The sequence below is a fragment of the Streptomyces hypolithicus genome (genome assembly GCF_052934925.1).
Genome location: NZ_CM128811.1, coordinates 5,563,447 through 5,582,782, shown reverse-complemented (window position 1 = coordinate 5,582,782; position 19,336 = coordinate 5,563,447). Strand labels below are relative to the sequence as shown.

Genomic DNA, 19,336 nt, shown 5'->3' with positions numbered 1-19,336 from the left:
GCCATGGGTCGGCAGACCATACCGCAGTGCCCTGCCGGGTCAACGGGCAGATCCGGCAGGGCACTTGGTAGTAATCCCGTGCAAATGGGGAGTAAACCGGCTCAGCCGACGCCGGCGTTCAGAAAGATACCGCCGTCGACCACCAGGGTCTGTCCGGTGATCCAGTCCGACTGGTCCGAGGTGAGGAACGCGGCCGCTCCCCCGATATCCTCGGGCACCCCCAGCCGGCCCAGCGGATAGGCCGCCGCGGCCTCCGCCTCCCGGCCCTCGTAGAGCGCCTGGGCAAACTTGGTCTTGACCACGGCGGGCGCGATCGCGTTGACCCGTACGACCGGCGCGAACTCGTGCGCCAGCTGAAGGGTCAGGTTGACCATCGCCGCCTTGCTCATGCCGTACGCGCCGATGAAGGGCGAGGCGGAGATCGCGGCGACCGAGGCGATGTTGACGATCACCCCGCCGTTCTCCTTCTGCCACGCCTTCCAGGTCTGCTGCGCGAACCCCAGCGCGGAGATCACGTTGGTCTCGTAAACTTTGCGCGCAACCCCCAGATCGAGCTCGGCCATCGGTCCGAAGACCGGATTCGTACCGGCGTTGTTGACCAGGAAGTCGACCCGGCCGAACGCCTCCATCGTGCGCTCGACGGCGATCGCCTGGTGCGCCTCGTCGTGCGCCTTGCCAGCGACCGCGATCACACGGCCGGCGCCGAGCCGCTCCACGGCTTCCTTCAGCGCGTCCTCGCCGCGACCGGTGATGCACACCCGGTCGCCGCGGGCGACGAGCGCCTCGGCGACGCCGTACCCGATCCCGCGGCTGCCGCCCGTGATCAGAGCCACCTTCCCGCTGTCCCGCACCTGTTCCCGCGCCTGCGTCTTGTTCTCAGCAGCCATGTTCGTCAGCCCCTCGTCAGCCCCTCGTCAGTCCCTCGTCAGTTGAGCGGGCCGCCGGCCACGTACATGACCTGGCCGGAGACAAAGCCTGCGTCCTCGCCCGTGAAGAAGGCGATGGCGTTCGCGATGTCGTCCGGCGTCCCGACCCGCTGGACCGGGATCTGTGTGGCGGCGGCGGCCTGGAACTCCTCGAAGCCCATCCCGACGCGCGCGGCGGTCTGCGCGGTCATCTCTGTGACGATGAAGCCCGGCGCGACGGCGTTGGCTGTGACGCCAAACTTGCCGAGCTCCTTGGCGAGAGTCTTGGTGAAGCCCTGGAGGCCGGCCTTGACCGCCGAGTAGTTCGCCTGGCCCCGGTTGCCGAGCGCGGAGCTGCTGGAGAGGCTGACGATACGCCCGAACTTGGCGTCGACCATGTGCTTCTGGCAGGCCTTGGCCATCAGGAACGCGCCCTTAAGGTGCACGTTCATCACGGTGTCCCAGTCGGATTCGCTCATCTTGAAGAGCAGGTTGTCGCGGAGCACGCCGGCGTTGTTCACCAGGATCGTCGGCGCACCGAGCTCGGTGGCAACTCGCGCCACGGCAGCCTCGACCTGGGCGCTGTCGGAGACGTCGCAGCCGACGGCGACGGCGGTGCCGCCCGCCGCGGTGATCTTCTCAACGGTGTCCTTGCAGGCGGCCTCGTCGAGGTCGAGTACGGCGACGGCACGGCCCTCTGCCGCGAGACGTACCGCGGTGGCCGCGCCAATGCCGCGCGCCGCCCCGGTCACGATCGCGACGCGCTGCTCGGTGGTGGACATGCTGGTTCTCCTCGCCCTCGGATGCGGCTCAGCCAAGTCGACCGAAAGATCTCGATCCCTGAGCAACCGCTTAGTAGCTTCAGCAGACGTGACGCTAGAAGCCCTGGCACGCGGTGTCAACGGCCGGGGGTACGACCCGGCCGGCCGGGGGCGCGATTCACCGCACCAGCAGGTCCAGCAGCCGCTCGACCTCGGCCTCGGGATCGGCCGTGAGGCCGGTGTGCACGGGCCCCGGCTGTACGACGGTGCTGCGCGGCGCGATCAGCCAGCGAAAGCGCCGCCCCGCGTCGTCGCCGGCCGCCTGCCCCGCGCCGTCGCCGCCCCCGCAGACGCCTTCGACGGCGTGCAGGGCGGCCCGTACGCCGACGGTGTCCGCCCGGGGGTCCAGGGCCTGCAGCTTCGCCTCGTCCAGGTGAGTCCTGGCGGCTACGTAGGACTTGGCGCGGCAGTAGACGAGCACCCCGGCGTTGAACATTTCGCCGCGCTCCACGCGCGGCACGACGCGCACCAGCGCGTATTCGAAGACGTCCCGCTGCGTGTTCACTCGCCGCCGTCCTTCTCGGCCCACTGGTCCCGCGTGTCCCGCTGGTCCGGCTTGGCCGAGTGCGGCCAGGGTTTCGCGTGCTCGGACAGCCAGCCCGGGGCCTGGGACGGCTTGTCCTTCGACGGCGCGCTGAGGGTGATCCGTTCGTGAATCGTCGCGGCGCGCGGCAGAACCGCCTCGACGTAGGCGCGGCGCAGCGCGTCGGTGCTGTCGAAGCCGGGCTCGTCGACCAGCCATTCGACGGGAACCGCGGCGGCGACCTCGGTCAGCAGTTCCTCGGTGACCCGCGGCGCGAGCGCGGCGGCGGCGGCCGCGATGTCAGGGCCGAAGGACGCGAGCGCGTGGTCCGAGGCGTCGTACGGCTTCGCGGCGGCGCTGGGGGCGGTCGGCCAGTTGTGGTGCCAGATCATGGTGGCGCCGTGGTCGATGAGCCACAGATCACCGTGCCAGACCAGGAGATTGGGATTGCGCCACGAACGGTCGACGTTGTTGACCAGGGCGTCGAACCACACCACCCGGCCGGCTTCCACCGGGTCCACTTCGTATGCGAGCGGGTCGAAGCCGATCGACCCCGGAAGGTAGTCCATCCCGAGATTCAGTCCACCGCTGGCCTTGAGCAGTTCCTGGACCTCCTGGTCCGGCTCGGCGAGACCGATCACCGGGTCGAGCTGGATGGTCACCAGCTCGGGGATGCGCAGCCCGAGCCTGCGGGCCAGTTCCCCGCAGACAACCTCGGCCACCAGGGTCTTGCGGCCCTGCCCCGCGCCGGTGAATTTCATGACGTACGTACCGAGATCGTCGGCCTCGACGATCCCCGGCAGCGATCCGCCCTCCCGCAAGGGCGTGACGTAGCGGGTCGCGATGACTTCGGTGAGCATTTTCCAAGGCTATCCGGCCACCGAGTATCACGATCCACGTCGTGCGCCGAACCCGTGCTCCTGCGGTGGAACCCGAGTTGCGCCTTGGGGAGTGTCTCCGGACGTCCTGCCGGAGAACTACGCGCGCTGTTCGCTGGTCCAGCACGCGGCAAAGCTGACCCGGCCGCTGATGCTGGTCCATGGCATGGCGGACGACAATGTGCTTCCCGCCCACCTGCTGCGGTTCTCCGTGGCACTGCTCGCGGCAGGGCGGCCGCACACGGTGCTGCCGCTGCCGGGGGAGAGCCATCTGGTCACGCGGGAGGGCGTCGCGGACACGCTGTTGCTGCTGGAACTCGACTTCGTGAAGAAATCGCTGGGCTGCTGAACGGCGTGGCGCGTCCGCGCGTACTACATCGTGAAGCCAGAGTCGTGGCCCAAGTCGTGGAAGGGAAATGCCGGCATGACGGGATCTCAGAAGACAGGGCGGCTCTTCGGCCGCCGTACGGTCGTCGCCGCGGTCGGCGCGGCCGGGGCCGCCGCGGTACTGACGGCGTGCGGCGGTTCGGACAGCCCAGCGGACGGCCCTGCGGACAGTGCCGTCGAGTCACCGGCGGGATCGGGGGGCGACGCGGGCGGCGGTACGGCTGATGCGGGCGGCGGGGGCGGCGCGGGTGAGAGCGCTGTGCTCGCCAAGACCGCGGACATCCCCGAGGGCGGCGGGAAGGTCTTCGCCGACAACGGCGTGGTCGTCACCCAGCCCACGGCGGGGCAGTTCAAGGCGTTCTCCTCGAAATGCACCCACCAGGGCTGCGCGGTCAAGGGCGTCGCCGACGGAATGATCAACTGCCCGTGTCACGGCAGCATGTTCGACGCCACAGACGGCAGCGTGAAGGGCGGCCCGGCCAAGCAGCCGTTGCCCGCCGCCGCCATCAAGGTCGAGGGCGACTCGATCAGCCTCGCCTGACCGCCAAACTCTGCGAGACCACGGGCCGCGCGCGCCAGGCCCGCCGAAGGCCGCTGAGGGCACCTCCTAGCTCACGACCGCCGCACCCGCCACGCCCAGCGCGTCGACCGCCGCGCGGATGGAGGGCCGCCGGTCGGCGTCGGCGCGCCAGACGGCGTACACATGCCGCCGCATCGCATGCCGTACCGGTACGACGCGGACCCCGTCCGGCACCGGGCCGCGGCCCAGCCGAGGGGCCACGCACACCCCGAGCCCCTCGGCGACCAGAGCGAGCTGGGTGGCGTGCTCCTCGGCGACGTGCGCGATCCTCGGCTCGAACCCCTTGCCGCGCAGCGTGAACATCAGCCATTCGTGACAGAACTCCCCCTCCGCCCAGGTCACCCAGTCGTCATCGGCGAACTCCTCCAGATCGACGGCCGCCCGCCCGGCGAGCGGGTGGCCGGCCGGCATGGCGACGTCGGCAGGATCGTGCAGCAGCTCCTGCTTGGCGAGGCCGTCGGGCATCGAGAGCGGCTTGTTGTACCAGTCGAGCACGACGGCGAGGTCGAAGTCGCCGCGCACCACACCGCGCACCGCGTCGTCGGGCTCCATCTCCCGCATCTGCACCCGCAGGTGCGGATGTCCGTCGCGCAGCGCCGACAGGGCGGGGGGCAGCAGGCCGCGGGCGGCGGTCGGGAAGGCGGCGACGGCGAGGTCACCGACGACCCGCCCGCTCTGCGCCTCGATGTCGGACTGGGCGAGCTCGACGTGCGAGAGGATGCGGGCCGCGTGGTCGGCGAGCAGCCGGCCCGCGTCGGTCAGGCGGACACCTCGGCCGTTCTTGGCCAGCAGGGGCTGGCCCACCTCGCGCTCCAGCTTGGCCATCTGCTGGGAAACAGCGGATGTGGTGACGTGCAGGCCCTCGGCCGCCCCGCTGATCGAGCCGTGCCGGGCGAGGGCGTCGAGCGTACGGAGGCGCTCCAGATTCAACATATAAGGAATGCTAATCGAATCTGCCAACAAAATCTCGCTTGTGCTACGACGTAAGACGGTCCAGGGTTGGGCGCATGAGCCCCGTCACCACCCCGCGCGACGTTCCCTCGGCCGCTACCGAAAGCCCTCCTCTTCCCGCCCGCCGCCTCGTGCTGGACTGGCGCCTGCGGTTCGCGGTACTGGCGCTCATCTGGGGCTTCAGCTTCCTGCTCATCAAGGTCGGCACGGGAGCGTACGCACCCTTCCAGGTCACTTTCGGGCGCCTGCTGTTCGGTGCCGGCGTGCTCGTCGCCGCGATGGCGGTCAAGGGGGTGGGACTGCCGCGCGGCGCCCGCACCTGGGGGCACCTCACGGTCGCCGCGTTCTTCCTCAACGCTCTGCCGTTCTCGCTCTTCGCCTACGCCGAGCTGACGATCCCCTCGACGCTCGCCGGCATCTGTAATGCCACGTCCCCCCTGTGGGGCATGGCGCTCTCGGTCGTCGCGTTCTCCGAGGACCGTCCGACCCGCCGGCGCGTAGCCGGACTCGGCATCGGATTCATCGGCGTACTGACGGTACTCGGCGCCTGGCAGGGCTTCGCGGGCCTGGACTTCAGCGGTACGGCGATGGCGCTGCTGGCGTCGCTCAGCTACCCGGTCGGCTGGATCTATCTGCGCCGTACGCTCGCGGGCAGCGCCAACTCCGCCCTGTCGATGACCGGCGCGCAACTGCTGCTGGCGGCGGCCCAACTTGCCGTGGTCACACCGCTGTTCACCACGCTCCCCCGCTCCTTCCCGGTTCTGCCGCTGCTCGCGGTGGTGGCGCTGGGAGCGCTGGGGACCGGCCTGGCGATGCTGCTGCAGTACAACATCGTCGCCGAGGTCGGGCCGACGACCGCCCAGATGGTCACGTACTTCATCCCTGTCATCGCCACCGTGGCGGGCGTCACGCTGCTGGATGAGCCGCTCAGCTGGAATACCCCGGTCGGCGCCGTCATCGTCCTCGCGGGCGCAGCACTCACCCAGGGCCGAAGCCGCGGCCCCCGCACACGCAGCCCCCGCACACGCTCCCCCCGCCGCCGATAACACCCGCCCCCGCCGCCGACGCAACGCCCGCGCCCACCCCGCCCACAGCGCAGTGCCCGCAGCGGCCTCCGGAGCCCGTCAGGCATAGCGTCTCCCCCCGCGGACGGGGGCCGTCGCCGAGGCGACGGCGTCGGCGACCGCCTCGATGTCACCCGCCGCCATCGGCGAGACGGTCAGCCGCACGCCAGGCGGCGCCGCCATCCGGAAGCGCGCGCCCGGGGCGACGGCCCACCCCGCGTGCAGCAGCCGCGCCACCACGCCCGTCTCGTCCGCGACGGGCACCCAGACGTTCAGCCCACTGCGCCCGTGCGCTTCGATGTGACGCTCCGCCAGCGCCCGCAGCAGGGCGTCCCGGCGCTGTCCGTACGCGAGGGAAACCGCGCGTACGTCCACCGCGCCGGAGGCCCACAGCTCGACGACGGCGCGCTGCAGGAGCCGGCTGACCCAGCCGGGCCCGAGTCGCTGACGCCCCATCACCCGGTCCACTGTGACCGGATCGCCGGTCATCATGGCGAGCCGCAGGTCCGGCCCGTACGCCTTCGCGACAGAGCGCACGAACACCCAGTGATCCGTCACCCCGGCGAGCGGACGCAAGGGCATGTCGACAATGCCGTGCCCGTGATCGTCCTCGACGAGCAGCACTCCACGATGCATCACCAGGACACCCCGTAGTTCCGTCGCCCGCGCCGCGTCCACCACCGCGCCGGTCGGGTTTTGCGCCCGGTTGGTGATCACAAGGGCACGCGCGCCGCTCCGCAGCGCACGTTCGACCTCGCCGGGCAACGGGCCGCGATCGTCGAGCGCGACGGGCACCGCCCGCAGCCCGAGCGCCAGTACGAGGTCGAGCAGGCTGCCCCACCCCGGATCCTCAACGGCGACCGCGTCACCCGGCTTCAGATGCACAGCCAGTACGCGCTCGATCGCGTCCAGGGACCCCGAGGTGACGGCAACCGGGCCGTCCGGCACCCAGTCCGCGTCGAACGCGGCCCTGGCGAGCCGGGCGAACTCCGGGTCCACCGGCGCCTGTCCGTACAGTCCCGGCCGCTTCGCGTTCTGCCGCGCCGCGGCGGCCAACGCGTCGTGCAATGGCGGAAGCAGCGCGGGATCGGGATTTCCCTGGCTGAGATCGCGCACACCGGCCGGCACGTCGACCCGGATGGATTCGCGCGCCGTACTGGCCGGGCGGGGACGCACCCGACTACCTCGTCGACCCGCTGTCTCGATCACGCCCCGGTCACGCAGAGTCCGATAGGCGGCCGCCACCGTATTTGCATTTACCCCCAGGTCACCTGCCAACTCCCTCATGGGCGGCAGGAGTTGCCCAGGCTCCAGCGCCCCGGAGCCCACCCCACGCTCCACGCTGGCGGCAATCTCCGATGCGCCACGCCCACTGATCCGATACTCTCCTAGCACAAACATCACTATGCACTAGTGCAATGGAGAACGCAATGCAGGACACGGACATCACCCCCGCCTACGAGCCCACCGAACGCACCGTCCCCACGCGGGCCAGCCAGCGCGCCTCTTATGACCGCGACCTGGTGCACTCGATACTCGACGAGGGTTACGTCTGCCACCTCGGCTTCGTCCGCGACGGCGCCCCCGTGGTCCTGCCCACGCTCTACGGCCGGATCGGCGAGCACCTCTATGTGCACGGCTCCACGGGCTCCCGCCCCCTGCGCATGGCCCGCCAGAGAGACCCCGGCCTCCCGGTCTGCCTGACCGTCACCCATGTGGACGGCCTCGTACTGGCGCGCTCCGCGTTCCACCACTCCATCAACTACCGCTCCGTGGTGGTACACGGCACGGCCCACCAGGTGGTGGACGAGGAGGAGAGGCGCACCGCGCTCGACGCGCTCGTCGACCATGTCGTCCCGGGCCGCTCCTACGACTCGCGACCTGCGAACGCGAAGGAGCTTGCCGCCACCGCCGTGCTCCGCCTCGACCTGACGGAAGTCTCGGCCAAGGTCCGCACCGGCGGCCCCAACGACGACCCCGAGGACACCTCGCTCCCCCACTGGGCAGGTGTCGTCCCCCTGGTACGCGGCTACGGCGCACCGGTCCCGGCCAGCGACCTGGACCCGGCCGTGCGCGTCCCGGACTACCTCACGACGCTGTGACCCGGACACGGGTGTCCGGCCCGTCCGGCATGTCCAGCCCGTCCGGCATCTGAGGACCGGGGCCAGGGGGAGCCCCCATGAGCGGCCTCGGGGACCAACGGAACAGTCAGTATCGGTGAGAAGGATCATGGTCGAACCGCCATGATCCATTAGCACAAGTGATCCGTTTCGTGCGGACGTTCGGTGGAAGATCCACGGTCACTCGCGGGCAGGTGGTTACGTCCGCCCCATGCCGGTGGAATTTCTGACTGATGAGCAAGCTGACGCGTACGGAAAGTTCGCCGAGGAACCGACGAGACCCGAGCTGGAACGCTTCTTCTTCCTGGATGACGTGGACCGGGATCTGATTGCGCTGCGGCGTACGCAGCATCACCAGCTCGGGTTCGCGCTCCAGATGTGCACGGTGCGGTACGTGGGCCTGTTCCTGGGCGAGGACCCGCTGGATGTGCCGTGGCCGGTGGTGGAGCACCTGGCCGAGCAGCTGGGGATCGAGGACGCGTCGTGTATGAAGCGGTACACGGACCGGCGTCAGACGGTGTACGACCACGCGTGGGAGATACGTGAGGCGTACGGCTACCACCTGTACGAGGACCACGATCAGGGCCGGAAGTTCCGGGCGTTCCTGCACGGGCGGGCTTGGACGGCGCACGCCGAGGGGCCGAAGGCCCTGTTCGATCATTCGGTGGGCTGGCTGCGCCGCAACCGGGTGCTGCTGCCTGGGGTGAGCGTGCTGGCCCGGGAGGTCGCCGAGGTCCGCAGGATCGCGGAGGAACGGCTGCACGCCACGGTCGCCAAGGAGGTCCGGCGGGCGGATGCGGCGCTGCCCGGGGACCTGGTGGCTACGCTGAAGACGCCGGAGGGCAAGCGGATCTCGGAGCTGGAGCGGATGCGCCGGCCGCCGACGCGGACCACGGGCACCGCGATGAAGGGCGCGTTGCAGCGGGTCGAGGACATCGCCTCCTTCCAGCTGGGGCGGGTGAAGCTGGACAAGATCCCGCCGAACCGGCTGTCCGCGCTGGCCCGGTACGGGCTGGGCACCAAGGCGCCGAAGCTGGAGCGGACCCCGGAGCCCAAGCGCACGGCGATGCTCACCGCGGTGATGCGCCACCTGGAGGCGAAGGCGATCGACGACGCGCTGGACCTGTTCGAGATCCTCATGGCCACCCGGTTGATCAGCACCGCGAAGCGGTCCACGGACAAGCAGCGCCTGTCGACCCTGCCGCAGCTGGAGAAGGCGTCAAGGATCGTGGCCAGGGCGGCGACGGTGTTCATCGAGGAGCTGGAGCTCATCGAGCAGACCGGCTGCGATGTCGACGTGGGTGCGCTGTGGCGGGCCTTGGAGGAGGTCGCACCCCGGGCGGCGCTGTCGAGCGCGGCGGTCACGGTGGTGAGCCTGGTGCCGGAGGGCGACGACACGGCCGAGGCCGCGCTGCGGGGCGCGCTGGCGCTGCGCTACAACACGGTCAAGCCGTTCCTGTCGCTGCTGGGTGAATCGAAGGCGCTGGACGCGGCGCCCGGCGGCAGGCGGATTCTGACCGGGGTGCAGCGGCTCCCGGCGCTTTCGCGGCGGAAGGTGGGCGAGAAGCCGCTGCTGCCGCGTGAGGTCGACGACAAGCTGGTGCCGTCGCACTGGCGCAAGGCGGTGTACGCGAACGCGGACCTGCCGCAGGGGGCGGTGGACCGGGACGCGTACGTGGTGTGCGTGCTGGAACAGCTGTTCCGCGCGCTCAAGCGCCGCGACATCTTCGCTTCCCCCTCGCAACGCTGGTCCGATCCGCGCGCCCGGCTGCTCCAGGGCAAGGGGTGGGAGGCGGTGCGCGAGGACGTCCTGGCGGGCCTGAGCCTGGGCGAGGACGCGGAGCAGCATCTTCGGGAGCTGGTCGACGTGCTGGATGCGACGTGGAGGCAGATGGCTGAGCGGCTGGAGGAGGCCGGCGACGACGCGAAGATCAGCATCGAGGTGCAGCCGAACGGGCGGGCGAAGCTGAACGTGGAGAAGCTCCACGCGCTGGGTGAGCCGAAGTCGCTGAAGTGGCTGCGCGAGCGCGTCGAGAAGATGCTCCCGAAGATCGACCTGCCGGACCTTTTGTTCGAGGTGCACGCCTGGACCGGGTTCCTGGACGCCTTCGTGCACCTGGGCGACGGTAAGACCCGTATGAAGGACCTGGCGACGTCGATGGTCGCGCTGCTGGTCTCGGAGGCGTGCAACATCGGCATGACGCCGGTAATCAACCCGGGCTACGAGGCACTGACCCGGTCCCGGCTGGTCCACGTCGACCAGTACTACCTGCGCGCGGAGACGATCGCCGCGGCGAACGCCGCGCTGATCGCAGCCCAGGCCCGGGTGCCGATCGTGCAGTTCTGGGGCAAGGGCCTGCTCGCCTCCGTCGACGGTCTGCGCTTCGTCGTCCCCACGCGGACCATCAACGCCGCGCCCTCGCCGAAGTACTTCGCGAAGAAGAAGGGCATCACCTGGCTGAACGCGATCAATGACCAGGTGATCGGCATCGGGCAGATGGTGGTGCCCGGCACCCCGCGCGACTCCCTGTTCATCCTGGACGCGCTGCTGAATCTGGACGGCGGGGTGAAGCCGGAGATGGTCGCCACCGACAACGCCTCCTACAGCGACATGGTCTTCGGCATCTTCAAGATGCTCGGCTACCGCTTCTCCCCGCGCTTCAAGGACCTTCAAGACCAGCGGTTCTGGAAGGCCCAGATGCCCGGCGACGAGAGTGCCGGCGGGTACGGGCCGCTGGAGGCCATCGCCCGCAACAAGGTGAACGTGAAGAAGGTGATCACCAACTGGCCGGACATGCTGCGGGTGGCCGGCTCACTGGTCACCAACCAGGTGCGGGCCTACGACCTGCTGCGGATGTTCGGCCGCGAGGGCCACCCGACCCCGCTGGGGCAGGCGTTCGCCGAGTACGGACGGATCCCCAAGACCCTGCACCTGCTCGCCGTCGTCGACCCCATGGACGACACCTACCGGCGCCAGATGCACAAGCAGCTCACCGTCCAGGAGTCCCGCCACAAGCTCGCCCGCGAGATCTGCCACGGCAAGAAGGGCACCATCCACCAGGCATACCGGGACGGGATGGAAGATCAGTTGGGCTCGCTGGGTCTCGTTCTGAATGCGGTCGTGCTCTGGACGACCAGGTACATCGATGCCGCCGTTGCCCAGCTTCGCGCCGAGGGCCACGACATCAGCGACGAGGACGTGGCCCGGCTGTCCCCGCTCAAGCACAAGAATCTGAACGTCCTGGGCCGCTACAGCTTCACCGCCTCACAGCCGGGCGACGGACTGCGGCCGCTGCGCGACCCGGACGCCGTCGGCCTGGACGAGGACGACGAGGAGTAGGAAAAGTGGCACGGACGCGGGACGCGGTACGGGGGTGTGCGCGGCGCGGGAAGCGCCGGCGGGGCATCCTGATCGTCATGGACGAGACACGTGAGCTCACCGAGGACGAGGTCAACGACCTGCTCGGCGACGACGACCGCCGGGCCGGCTGGGCAGAGGACGACGACTACGAGTGGGTGCGCTGATCAGCGGCCCGCCGTGGCCGCCGCGTACACCGCGTCCACGTCGCCGGTGTAGACGATCGCGTTCTCGTCCGGCGCCGGGGCCTCGAAGCGGTCGAAGAAGTCCTGGAGCGCGGAGGGGGTGACCATCAGCGCGTTGGCGTCGGCGCGCTGGTTGCGCTCGTTCAGGCGCCGCAGCAGTTCGCCCCTCTCGACCGGCAGGTAGACCAGCCGCCAGTCGCCGCCCGCGGCCTCGATGGTCTTCTTCCACCCGTCGCGGGCGTCCCACAGCCACAGACCGTGGTCGAGGACGACGTCGTGTCCGGCGGCGAGCTGGTCGGCCAACTGCTGGCGGACGGCGTCGACGACGGGCCCCTCACGCTCGAAGTATTCGTGCTCGGGGTAGTCGACGCCGTACCGGCCGTGCAGGCGGTGTACCTGTTCGTCGACCGACAGGCGGACCATCCCACGGTCGGCCAGAGCTTGGGCGAGCACGGTCTTGCCGGAGCCGGTGATGCCGACCAGCAGCACGGCGAGCGGTGCGGACGTGCTCAACGGTCATCCCTTCGACGGGCGGGGTCCTTCCCCTCCATTGTGGCCCCGCCCGGTCCTTCCCGCGCCGGTTTACGGGCGGGTGCCGGTGCGGGCCGCGGGCGGGCGCCACGCGGTGGCGATCGTCTGGGCTTCGCGTTCCCACCCGGCGGGCAGCTGGTCGAGGCTCACGCGGCGGAAGGCGAGGCGGGGGTCGGCGACGTCGATCCGCCCGCCGTGGCGGCCGGTGTGCTCCAGCAGCCGGGCGGCTTCGTCGCGTACGGCCGGGGTGTGCTCGCTCCAGTCGCCGGAGGCGAACCGTTCCACCCGGCGGCGCAGGTCGTCCAGGACGCCGGAGCGCCATTTGAAGTGGTGGACGCAGGCCAGGGTCTCGGGGTCGGGGTTGTGGCCGGGGGCCCGGTGGTTGCCGGAGGACACCGTGACGCCGGAGCGTACGAGGACGATCTTGCGGGGGTCACCGCGGAGGAGGCGGTGGGTGAGGTGTCCGCCGAGCGGGAAGGCTCGGTCCAGCCCGGTCTCGGCCCGCCAGTGGGCGAGGCGGCCGTCGGCGGCGACGCGGTCGAGCATGAGCCCGCCGACCACCCGGTGCCCGGACTTCTCGGCGGTGGCGGTCACCTCGCCCAGTGGGGCGGGGTAGGTCTGGAGTTCGTCGGCGTCGGCGAGCAGGTGCCACCCGCTGCCGGCCTGCTCGCGCAGGGCGTCGCGGAGTTCGGTGTTGGTGTGCTCGTGCCACGGGCCGGTGCTGACGGCGGCGAGGGTGATGCCGAGTTCATGGCTGGCGGCGACGAGCTGGTGGCGCCAGGCGTCGGGGACGTGGTCGGGGAAGTGGAAGGCGACGTGGAACCGCTCGATGCCGAGCTGGCGGTAGTGGGTGGTCCAGGCGGCCAGCAGGGCGGGTTCGACGGGGCCGATCACGGCGATCAGCGCCGGGGTGGCGGGCATCAGCACTCCTTGGCCATCAGACGGTAGGCGTCGGTGAGGAAGGCGGCCTGACCGTCCGCCGTGGGCAGGCCCACCGCTTCGGCGGCGCCGTTGCCGGGACGCCCTGGCGGGTTGGCGGTGAGGCGGTCCAGAGCGGCGGCGAGGCCGGCGGAGTCTTCGGCGGGGAAGATCCGGGCCCAGTCCTGGCCGTCGAGGCGGGCGGTGAGGTCGGGGTCGTGGTCGGAGACGATCAGCGGGACGCCGTGCCGGACGGCGCCCATGACCAGCCCGGATTCCTTGCCAACCCCCGGTGGCGGGCGACCAGGGCGGCGTCGGCGGCGCCGTAGACGATCCGCAGCACCTCCTCGCTGACCGGTCCGGGGACCGTGTGGAGCCGGACCCGCGGCAGGTCCCGCCAGCGCTGAAGAACGGTTTCGTCGAGCGGGTGGCCGGTGACCACCAGGTGCAGCGGCTCCTTGAGCCGGGTGAGGGCGGCGTCGATGACGTTGATGTCCTTGTGCGGCCACCAGCCGCCGACCAGGCACACCGCCCGCCCGCCGGCCGGGATGTCGAAGGCCGCGCGGGCTCCCTCGCGCTCCGCGTCGCTCAGGCGTCTGCCGTCGTCGACGGCGAAGGTGCGGACCTCGCCGGGCAGGCGGGGGAAGGCCGGGGCGAGCTGGTCGCGTACGGCGGCCGTCGGGCACAGCGCCAGCACCCGCTTCTCGCCGGAGCGGGCGAGCCGCCCGAGCAGCCGTACGGCCGTGTCCTCGGTGGTGACCCTCTCGTGGACGAACCGCAGGTGGGGCAGGCCGCCGAGCAGGGCGGCGGCGCCGTGCAGGGCCTCGCTCGCGCTGAGCACCACCACCGCGCCCGGCGCGGGGACCAGGCGCCGGGCGGTGCGCAGGCAGGCGGCCTCGATGAGGCAGCGGGCGAGGAGGGTGATCTGGTGCGGGGCCCGCCGCAGGCAGGCGGGCCAGCGGCGGGAGGCGAAGACCCGCCGCCCGGCCGCCGAGAGGACCGCCGCGGTGTTCGCCGCGACGAACAGCACCCGGGCCGCCGGGCCGACCGGATCGGTGACCCGGGCCCCCGCCGTACGCAGGGCCGTAGCTGCCTCGGTGGCGACCCCGTACGGGGCGACCACCACGGTGTCGGAAGTAGCCCCGGCGAGTGCGACCAGGGCGTGCTGGTGGTGGCCGCCGAGCCGGTGGGCGTACGGCTCGATCAGCACCAGCGGCCCGGTCATCCGGCGACCGCCTGGTCCCCGTGGGCGGCGGCGAACCTCTCCAGCAGCCAGGCCGGATCGTTCAGCGCCTCGAACCGCCCCGGATCGCGGGCCGCCTCGCTGGCGAACGCGACGCCCTCGCGGGCGCCGGCGGTGGCGTAGTCGGCGAACTCGCCCTGTCCACCGGATGTCCAGGCCGTGATCCGCTGGGTGCTCTGTGCGTCGTCCATCCCGTACTCACTGCCACGCGCGAGCATCGCGCACTCGCGGAAACCGGCCTTCCACGCGTGGTACGGGCTCTGGTTGATCCGCGTCGTGCCGGCCACGTCCTTCGAGAACTCGATCCGGCCGGGCAGCGCGGCCAGCACGTCGACGGCCTCGCCGAGCTCCCGCAGCGCGGAGCGGCGGACCAGCTTGAGCCCGCCGTAGCCGTAGATGAGGCCGTTGAGCGGGTTCACCGCCCGCCACACCCGCAGCGACACCCCCTCGGCCAGCGGCTCGACGTCGCGGACGGCGAACTCGGTGTCGATGACGAAGTCCCCGTCCGCAAGCAGGAACTGTTCGGCGTCGACGACTTCGGCGGCCAGCCGGTAGGCGCGTCGCATCCCGTGGACCCCGTGCAGCCGTTTGACCTTCAGCCCCAGCACCCGCTGGAGGCGGGCGTGCAGCTTGTCGGCGAGGGGCTCGTCGTAGGAGAGCATCACCGCATCGAAGCCGGTCATGAGATGGCCTGAAGGTAGCGGGCGGCGACCAGGTCCGGGGTGAAGTCGGCGGTGGAGGCGTGTGCCCGCTTGGCGTGCACCGTGTAGAACTCGGTGTCGGTCGCGAGCCGCTCGGCGAGGGCGACGGCTTCGGCGTCCGTGTCGAACAGCAGCTCGTCGTCGATGTGCTCCGCGAGCCAGCCCAGGCGCGGGGCGATGACGGGCAGGCCCATGCCCTGGCAGTCGATCACGCTCATCGACCACGGGCAGCCCGCGCGGAAGGGTGCGATGCCGAAGTGCGCGCCGGCCAGCAGGTTCCGGTAGCGGACCCGGTCGGCGCGGTCGGAGACCACCTCGACACCGTCCAGGGCGGCGAGTTCGGCGCGGTGGCGTTCGGGGCTGGAGTCCAGGCGGGTGCGGTCGGTGCGGCGGTCCCCGAACAGGTCCATGACCTTCAGCCGCACCTCGGGTCCGGTCATCTGCCGGGCGACGTCGACGAAGCGGGCGGTGCCGTAGTGCGCGTACAGGCGGTGGTTGTAGACGCCGACCGCCCCGTGGCCGCCCGGCGCGGTGGCCTCGGCGGGGTCGCGTACGAGGCGTTCGTCGCGCGGTGCGGGCACCACTCGCAGCTTCTCGCCCAGGTCCACGGCCATCCGGGAGGCCGCCGCGGTGGTCCAGGAGGCGGCGGTGGAGGAGTGGACCAGGACCCGGTCCAAGGCGGCGAGACCGGCGGCGAAGGCCAGCAGCACGCTCCGGCCGAGCCCGGCGTCGTCGAGCGAGGGGTCCACCCGCAGCTGCTGGTCGTCGGTGAAGGAGAACGGCAGGTAGTGGCAGTACCCCGCAAGCGTCGCGTCCGATCCGGCTTCCAGCAGGGCGGTGCGGACCGCGGGGGCGGCCTCGATCTGGTTGGCGACCACGGTGTCCGGGCGGACCTCGCGGATCAGCTCGACCAGCTGGTCCAGGTCGGGGGCGAAGCGGGCCCGGTACTTCGTGCCCGGCACCGCCGTGCGCTGGAAGCCGGCCCGCCCGTCACCGGCCGGGGCCGGGGCGGCGACGGTGACCTCCGCCCCGGCGTCGGCCAGAGCGGGGGCGAGCAGGTCGGCGAAGATCCAGCCCGAATCGGCGGCCAGCCGGTCGGGGTTGGAGATGTTGAGCAGGTACAGCACGCGCTGACTCATCGTGCCCTCCTTCTACCGGGGCCCGCAGGGTCGAGGCGGGCCGGATGAGGGAAGGAAACCGGCAGACGGGACGGTGACGGAATGATGAACTGCACTCACGTACCGCTCATTCATCATCACCGTACGGACCGGCCGCGTCAGGGGGCGTCGAGGTGGACACGCAGGCGGACGAGCCGCAGGAGCCCGTCACAGAGGCGGAGGCGTTCGCCGCCGAAGTCTCCTACTGGCGCGAAGTCCGGGGTCTGGCGAAGCGCACCCTGGCCACGCGGATGGGCTTCGATCCCTCCTACGTCAGCCACATCGAGTCCGGCCGCGCGAAGCCGACCGAGGAGTTCGCACGCCTCGCCGACGAGACGCTGAACGCGGGCAAGGCCATCTGGAACCGGTGGTGCGACTACGAAGCGGCCAGGGCCCGCACCCGGCACCCCGCGAGAGCACCCGCGCCCCGGCGGGCCGAGCAGCCGTACGCGACCGGCTCCGCCCTGGTCGTCGAGCACGACCAGGCCCGCCTGGACTACGACGGCACCAGCTATCGCCTCACTATGCGGCGCCGGCTGCGCAACACCGGCACCGAACCCGTCACCCGCTACCTGATCCGCATCAGCGTCGACCGCTACCCGGGAGAGCCGGAGCGGTCCAACGCCCACTACCGCGAACATCCCCTGACCTGGGACGAACTCGCCCTGACCGCGACCTGCCGGGGCGAGGCGATGCGCTGGGACGCCAAGCACGACCGGGACGCGTTCAAGGAGATCTGGCTCGTCTTCGAGAACACCCAGGGACGCTTCCCCCTCTACCCCGGCGAGTCGGTGTGGATCGAGTACGCGTACTCGGTGGCCGACGAGAAGTGGGGCCGGTGGTTCCAGCGCGCGGTCCGCCTGCCCACCGAACACCTCGAAGTCCAACTGGCCTTCCCCGTCGCCCTGGACCCCGTCGTATGGGGCACCGAGACGTCCATGACCGCCGAGGCCGCCCCCCTCCGGACCGCGCCCGCCCGTACGGAGGAGAACGGGATGCGGGTCTTCACCTGGACGACGGCCACCCCGGCCCTGCACGCCCGATACCGTTTGGAGTGGAGGTTCCGGGCACGTCCCGAACTCGACACGACCCCCGGGGAGTCCAGGTGACCGAGGTGCAGTCCAGCCAGCGGATGCGCGAGATCGGCGTCGTCCAGTACGGCGCCCCCCTCCTCGCCGAGGTCGCCCGCCCCTTCGACCTGCCCGCCGAACGGGAGGAGGCGGAGCTGGCGGTGGAGATGCTGTTCTCCTCGATGGAGCGCATCGGCCAGGTCCACCCCTTCGCCAAGGGCATGGGGCTCGCCGCCCCGCAGATCGGCATCGGCCGGGCCGCGGCCGCCGTCCAGCCGCCCGGTCGCGACAGCCCCGCGATCGTGCTCCTGAACCCCCGCATCACCAAGATGTCCGAGGACGCCGACGAGCAGTACGAGGGATGCCTGTCCTTCTTCGACGTCCGCGGCATGGTCCCCCGCCCGCTGACGATCACGGTGGAGACCACCGCGCTCGACGGCAAGACGGTGACCACCGTGTACGAACGCGGCCTCGCCCGGCTCATCGCACACGAGATTGACCACCTCGACGGACTGCTCTACACCGCCCGGATGCGCCCCGGCGTCGAGCCGATCCCCGTCGAGGAGTACCGCCAGACCGGCCGTACCTGGGCCTACGAGCAGTAGGCGGCGGTTGATACTGGTGGGCTCGCGTATTCAACTGTCGCCAGTTCTCCTTGCGCACCCGGTGGGTGGTGACTGTCAGCTTCCTTCTTCCGAAAACGAACCGAGTAGCCAGGTCGCGAAGCAGCGCTGAGAGCCCGGAAGCGCTCCCGCACGAGAGGTGCGGGAGCGCAGTCATTCCGGGTTGTGATGACCCCCGATCTCGGCATCACGTGACCTCGGCCGGGGTCTGGACGCAGGCGTGCTCAGGCGGCGGCCTCGCCCGGCTCGTCGAGGAGCGCCAGCTCTTCCTCGGTCAGGCGAAGGGCACCGGCGGCGATGTTCTCGGCGAGATGGGCGGGGTTGGTGGTGCCGGGAATGGCCAGCACGTGGGGTCCGCGGTGCAGGGTCCATGCCAGGAGAATCTGGGCAGGCGTCGCATCGTGGGCGCGGGCGACCGTGTGGACGCGCGCGTCCTGCTCCTGGGCGGCGGCCGCCTCGCGCCGCAGGCCGGCGATGGCGAAGAACGGGACGAACGCAATGCCCTGCTCCCGGCACAAGTCCACCAGCCCGCTCTCCTCGGCGTGGCGCCAGTCCAGGCCATAGGAGTTCTGCACGCACACCACCGGCGCGATCGCCCGGGCCTCGGCGAGGTGCTGCGGCCGGACGTTGGAGAGCCCAAGGTGCCTGATCAGGCCCGCCGCGCGCAGCTCGGCGAGGGCACCGAAGTGCTCGGCGATCGAATCCATGCCGTCGCTTCGCAGGTTCACGACGTCCAGGTGGTCCCGGCCGAGCTGGCGCAGGTTCTCCTCGACGTGGCCGCGCAACTGGTCTGGGCGGGCCATGGTGAGCCACTTGCCGGAGGGGTCGCGCCCCGGGCCGACCTTGGTCGCCACGACCACGTCGTTGCGCCAGGACGCGAGGGCCCGGTTGATGAGCTCATTCGCGGAGCGCAGCGGCGAGAAGTAGAAGGCCGCCGTGTCGATATGGTTGACGCCCTGCTCGAACGCGCTGTGCAGCAGCCGGACGGCGACATCACGGTCGATGGGCGCACCGTCGGAGTTCCCCAGCATGCCGTTACCGGTCAGCCGCATCGCGCCAAAGCCGACACGGTTCACCTCCAGGTCACCAAGCTTCCAGGTCCCTGCCGTCGCTGCGTCCACTGTGCTCCTTCACTCGTCGGTTTGTCAGGTTCCGGAGTATGGGGCGGCATCGGGGTGCTGTGACAGGTCAACAGGCTGGGCGAAACGTCACATGAGTATCAGGAACGACCCGTCACCGCGCAGCCGTTGGACCTGCTGAGAACGTTCGATCAGAACGTCGTTCTGGTACGGCCCCGTACTGGTTACTGGTGGGCTCTCGT

General features: G+C 70.8%; 20 protein-coding genes and 1 pseudogene. 8 read left to right on the top strand and 13 right to left on the bottom strand.

Annotation, left to right across the window (positions count from 1 at the left end; genetic code table 11):
* Positions 1-101: 101 nt before the first annotated feature.
* The 4 genes from ACU6WZ_RS26270 to ACU6WZ_RS26255 form a co-directional block, all read right to left on the bottom strand.
* Positions 102-887: an SDR family oxidoreductase gene (locus ACU6WZ_RS26270; protein ID WP_447030654.1), complete on the bottom strand. Its 786-nt coding sequence runs from the start codon at positions 885-887 to the stop codon at positions 102-104.
* A gap of 38 nt (positions 888-925) precedes the next feature.
* Positions 926-1,687, bottom strand: a complete 762-nt coding sequence (gene fabG, locus ACU6WZ_RS26265; protein WP_447030653.1) for a 3-oxoacyl-ACP reductase FabG — start codon at positions 1,685-1,687, stop codon at positions 926-928.
* A 157-nt stretch (positions 1,688-1,844) separates the two neighbouring features.
* A complete protein-coding gene (locus ACU6WZ_RS26260; protein WP_447030652.1) occupies positions 1,845-2,231 on the bottom strand; it encodes a DUF3037 domain-containing protein in 387 nt (128 codons plus the stop codon).
* The gene (locus tag ACU6WZ_RS26255; protein ID WP_447030651.1) at positions 2,228-3,109 is read right to left on the bottom strand and encodes a HipA family kinase; all 882 of its coding nucleotides are present in this window, start codon (positions 3,107-3,109) and stop codon (positions 2,228-2,230) included. The genes ACU6WZ_RS26260 and ACU6WZ_RS26255 overlap by 4 nt, the downstream gene beginning before the upstream one ends.
* A gap of 97 nt (positions 3,110-3,206) precedes the next feature.
* Here ACU6WZ_RS26255 and ACU6WZ_RS26250 point away from each other — a divergent pair.
* Both ACU6WZ_RS26250 and ACU6WZ_RS26245 read left to right on the top strand, forming a co-directional pair.
* Positions 3,207-3,476, top strand: a pseudogene (locus ACU6WZ_RS26250) (alpha/beta hydrolase family protein); the annotation flags it as partial.
* A gap of 75 nt (positions 3,477-3,551) precedes the next feature.
* Positions 3,552-4,055 carry a Rieske (2Fe-2S) protein gene (locus tag ACU6WZ_RS26245; protein ID WP_447030650.1) on the top strand — a complete coding sequence of 168 codons (504 nt, stop codon included), beginning with the start codon at positions 3,552-3,554 and terminating at the stop codon, positions 4,053-4,055.
* 66 nt (positions 4,056-4,121) lie between these two features.
* On the opposite strand, the gene ACU6WZ_RS26240 is transcribed toward ACU6WZ_RS26245, so the two are convergent.
* Positions 4,122-5,027 carry a LysR family transcriptional regulator gene (locus ACU6WZ_RS26240; RefSeq protein WP_447030649.1) on the bottom strand — a complete coding sequence of 302 codons (906 nt, stop codon included), beginning with the start codon at positions 5,025-5,027 and terminating at the stop codon, positions 4,122-4,124.
* A gap of 74 nt (positions 5,028-5,101) precedes the next feature.
* Here ACU6WZ_RS26240 and ACU6WZ_RS26235 point away from each other — a divergent pair, with 74 nt between their 5' ends.
* Positions 5,102-6,091, top strand: a complete 990-nt coding sequence (locus tag ACU6WZ_RS26235; RefSeq protein WP_447030648.1) for a DMT family transporter — start codon at positions 5,102-5,104, stop codon at positions 6,089-6,091.
* A gap of 78 nt (positions 6,092-6,169) precedes the next feature.
* On the opposite strand, the gene ACU6WZ_RS26230 is transcribed toward ACU6WZ_RS26235, so the two are convergent.
* The gene (locus tag ACU6WZ_RS26230) at positions 6,170-7,504 is read right to left on the bottom strand and encodes an aminotransferase class I/II-fold pyridoxal phosphate-dependent enzyme (protein ID WP_447034263.1); all 1,335 of its coding nucleotides are present in this window, start codon (positions 7,502-7,504) and stop codon (positions 6,170-6,172) included.
* A gap of 23 nt (positions 7,505-7,527) precedes the next feature.
* Between ACU6WZ_RS26230 and ACU6WZ_RS26225 the strand changes: the two genes are divergently transcribed.
* The 3 genes from ACU6WZ_RS26225 to ACU6WZ_RS26215 all read left to right on the top strand — a co-directional run bounded on the left by ACU6WZ_RS26225 (position 7,528) and on the right by ACU6WZ_RS26215 (position 11,754).
* Positions 7,528-8,211, top strand: coding sequence for a pyridoxamine 5'-phosphate oxidase family protein (locus ACU6WZ_RS26225; protein ID WP_447030647.1), 684 nt, complete (start codon positions 7,528-7,530; stop codon positions 8,209-8,211).
* Positions 8,212-8,440: 229 nt separating this feature from the next.
* Positions 8,441-11,569 (top strand): Tn3 family transposase, encoded by a 3,129-nt coding sequence (locus ACU6WZ_RS26220; RefSeq protein WP_447030646.1) that lies wholly within the window; start codon positions 8,441-8,443, stop codon positions 11,567-11,569.
* A 5-nt stretch (positions 11,570-11,574) separates the two neighbouring features.
* A complete protein-coding gene (locus tag ACU6WZ_RS26215) occupies positions 11,575-11,754 on the top strand; it encodes a hypothetical protein (protein ID WP_447030645.1) in 180 nt (59 codons plus the stop codon).
* Here the strand turns inward: ACU6WZ_RS26215 and ACU6WZ_RS26210 are convergent, their stop codons facing one another.
* The 6 genes from ACU6WZ_RS26210 to ACU6WZ_RS26185 form a co-directional block, all read right to left on the bottom strand.
* A complete protein-coding gene (locus tag ACU6WZ_RS26210) occupies positions 11,755-12,285 on the bottom strand; it encodes a P-loop nucleotide/nucleoside kinase family protein (protein WP_447030644.1) in 531 nt (176 codons plus the stop codon).
* Between the two features lie 69 nt (positions 12,286-12,354).
* Complete coding sequence (locus ACU6WZ_RS26205) at positions 12,355-13,224, bottom strand: glycosyltransferase family 2 protein (RefSeq protein ID WP_447030643.1); 870 nt, start codon at positions 13,222-13,224, stop codon at positions 12,355-12,357.
* The gene (locus tag ACU6WZ_RS26200) at positions 13,224-13,484 is read right to left on the bottom strand and encodes a hypothetical protein (protein ID WP_447030642.1); all 261 of its coding nucleotides are present in this window, start codon (positions 13,482-13,484) and stop codon (positions 13,224-13,226) included. Before ACU6WZ_RS26200 ends, ACU6WZ_RS26205 begins: the two co-directional genes overlap by 1 nt.
* On the bottom strand, positions 13,454-14,446 hold the full coding sequence (locus ACU6WZ_RS26195) for a glycosyltransferase family protein (protein WP_447030641.1): 993 nt from the start codon (positions 14,444-14,446) through the stop codon (positions 13,454-13,456). The genes ACU6WZ_RS26200 and ACU6WZ_RS26195 overlap by 31 nt, the downstream gene beginning before the upstream one ends.
* Positions 14,443-15,147: a hypothetical protein gene (locus tag ACU6WZ_RS26190; protein ID WP_447030640.1), complete on the bottom strand. Its 705-nt coding sequence runs from the start codon at positions 15,145-15,147 to the stop codon at positions 14,443-14,445. The genes ACU6WZ_RS26195 and ACU6WZ_RS26190 overlap by 4 nt, the downstream gene beginning before the upstream one ends.
* On the bottom strand, positions 15,144-16,304 hold the full coding sequence (locus tag ACU6WZ_RS26185) for a glycosyltransferase (RefSeq protein ID WP_447030639.1): 1,161 nt from the start codon (positions 16,302-16,304) through the stop codon (positions 15,144-15,146). The genes ACU6WZ_RS26190 and ACU6WZ_RS26185 overlap by 4 nt, the downstream gene beginning before the upstream one ends.
* A 152-nt stretch (positions 16,305-16,456) precedes the next feature.
* On the opposite strand from ACU6WZ_RS26185, the gene ACU6WZ_RS26180 reads away from it, so the two are divergent.
* Entirely contained in the window at positions 16,457-17,431 is a 975-nt protein-coding gene (locus ACU6WZ_RS26180) for a helix-turn-helix domain-containing protein (RefSeq protein WP_447030638.1), read from the top strand.
* The gene (locus ACU6WZ_RS26175; RefSeq protein WP_447030637.1) at positions 17,428-17,997 is read left to right on the top strand and encodes a peptide deformylase; all 570 of its coding nucleotides are present in this window, start codon (positions 17,428-17,430) and stop codon (positions 17,995-17,997) included. The genes ACU6WZ_RS26180 and ACU6WZ_RS26175 overlap by 4 nt, the downstream gene beginning before the upstream one ends.
* A gap of 242 nt (positions 17,998-18,239) precedes the next feature.
* Here ACU6WZ_RS26175 and ACU6WZ_RS26170 read toward each other — a convergent pair whose 3' ends face one another.
* Positions 18,240-19,136, bottom strand: coding sequence for an aldo/keto reductase (locus ACU6WZ_RS26170; RefSeq protein WP_447030636.1), 897 nt, complete (start codon positions 19,134-19,136; stop codon positions 18,240-18,242).
* Positions 19,137-19,336: the final 200 nt, after the last annotated feature.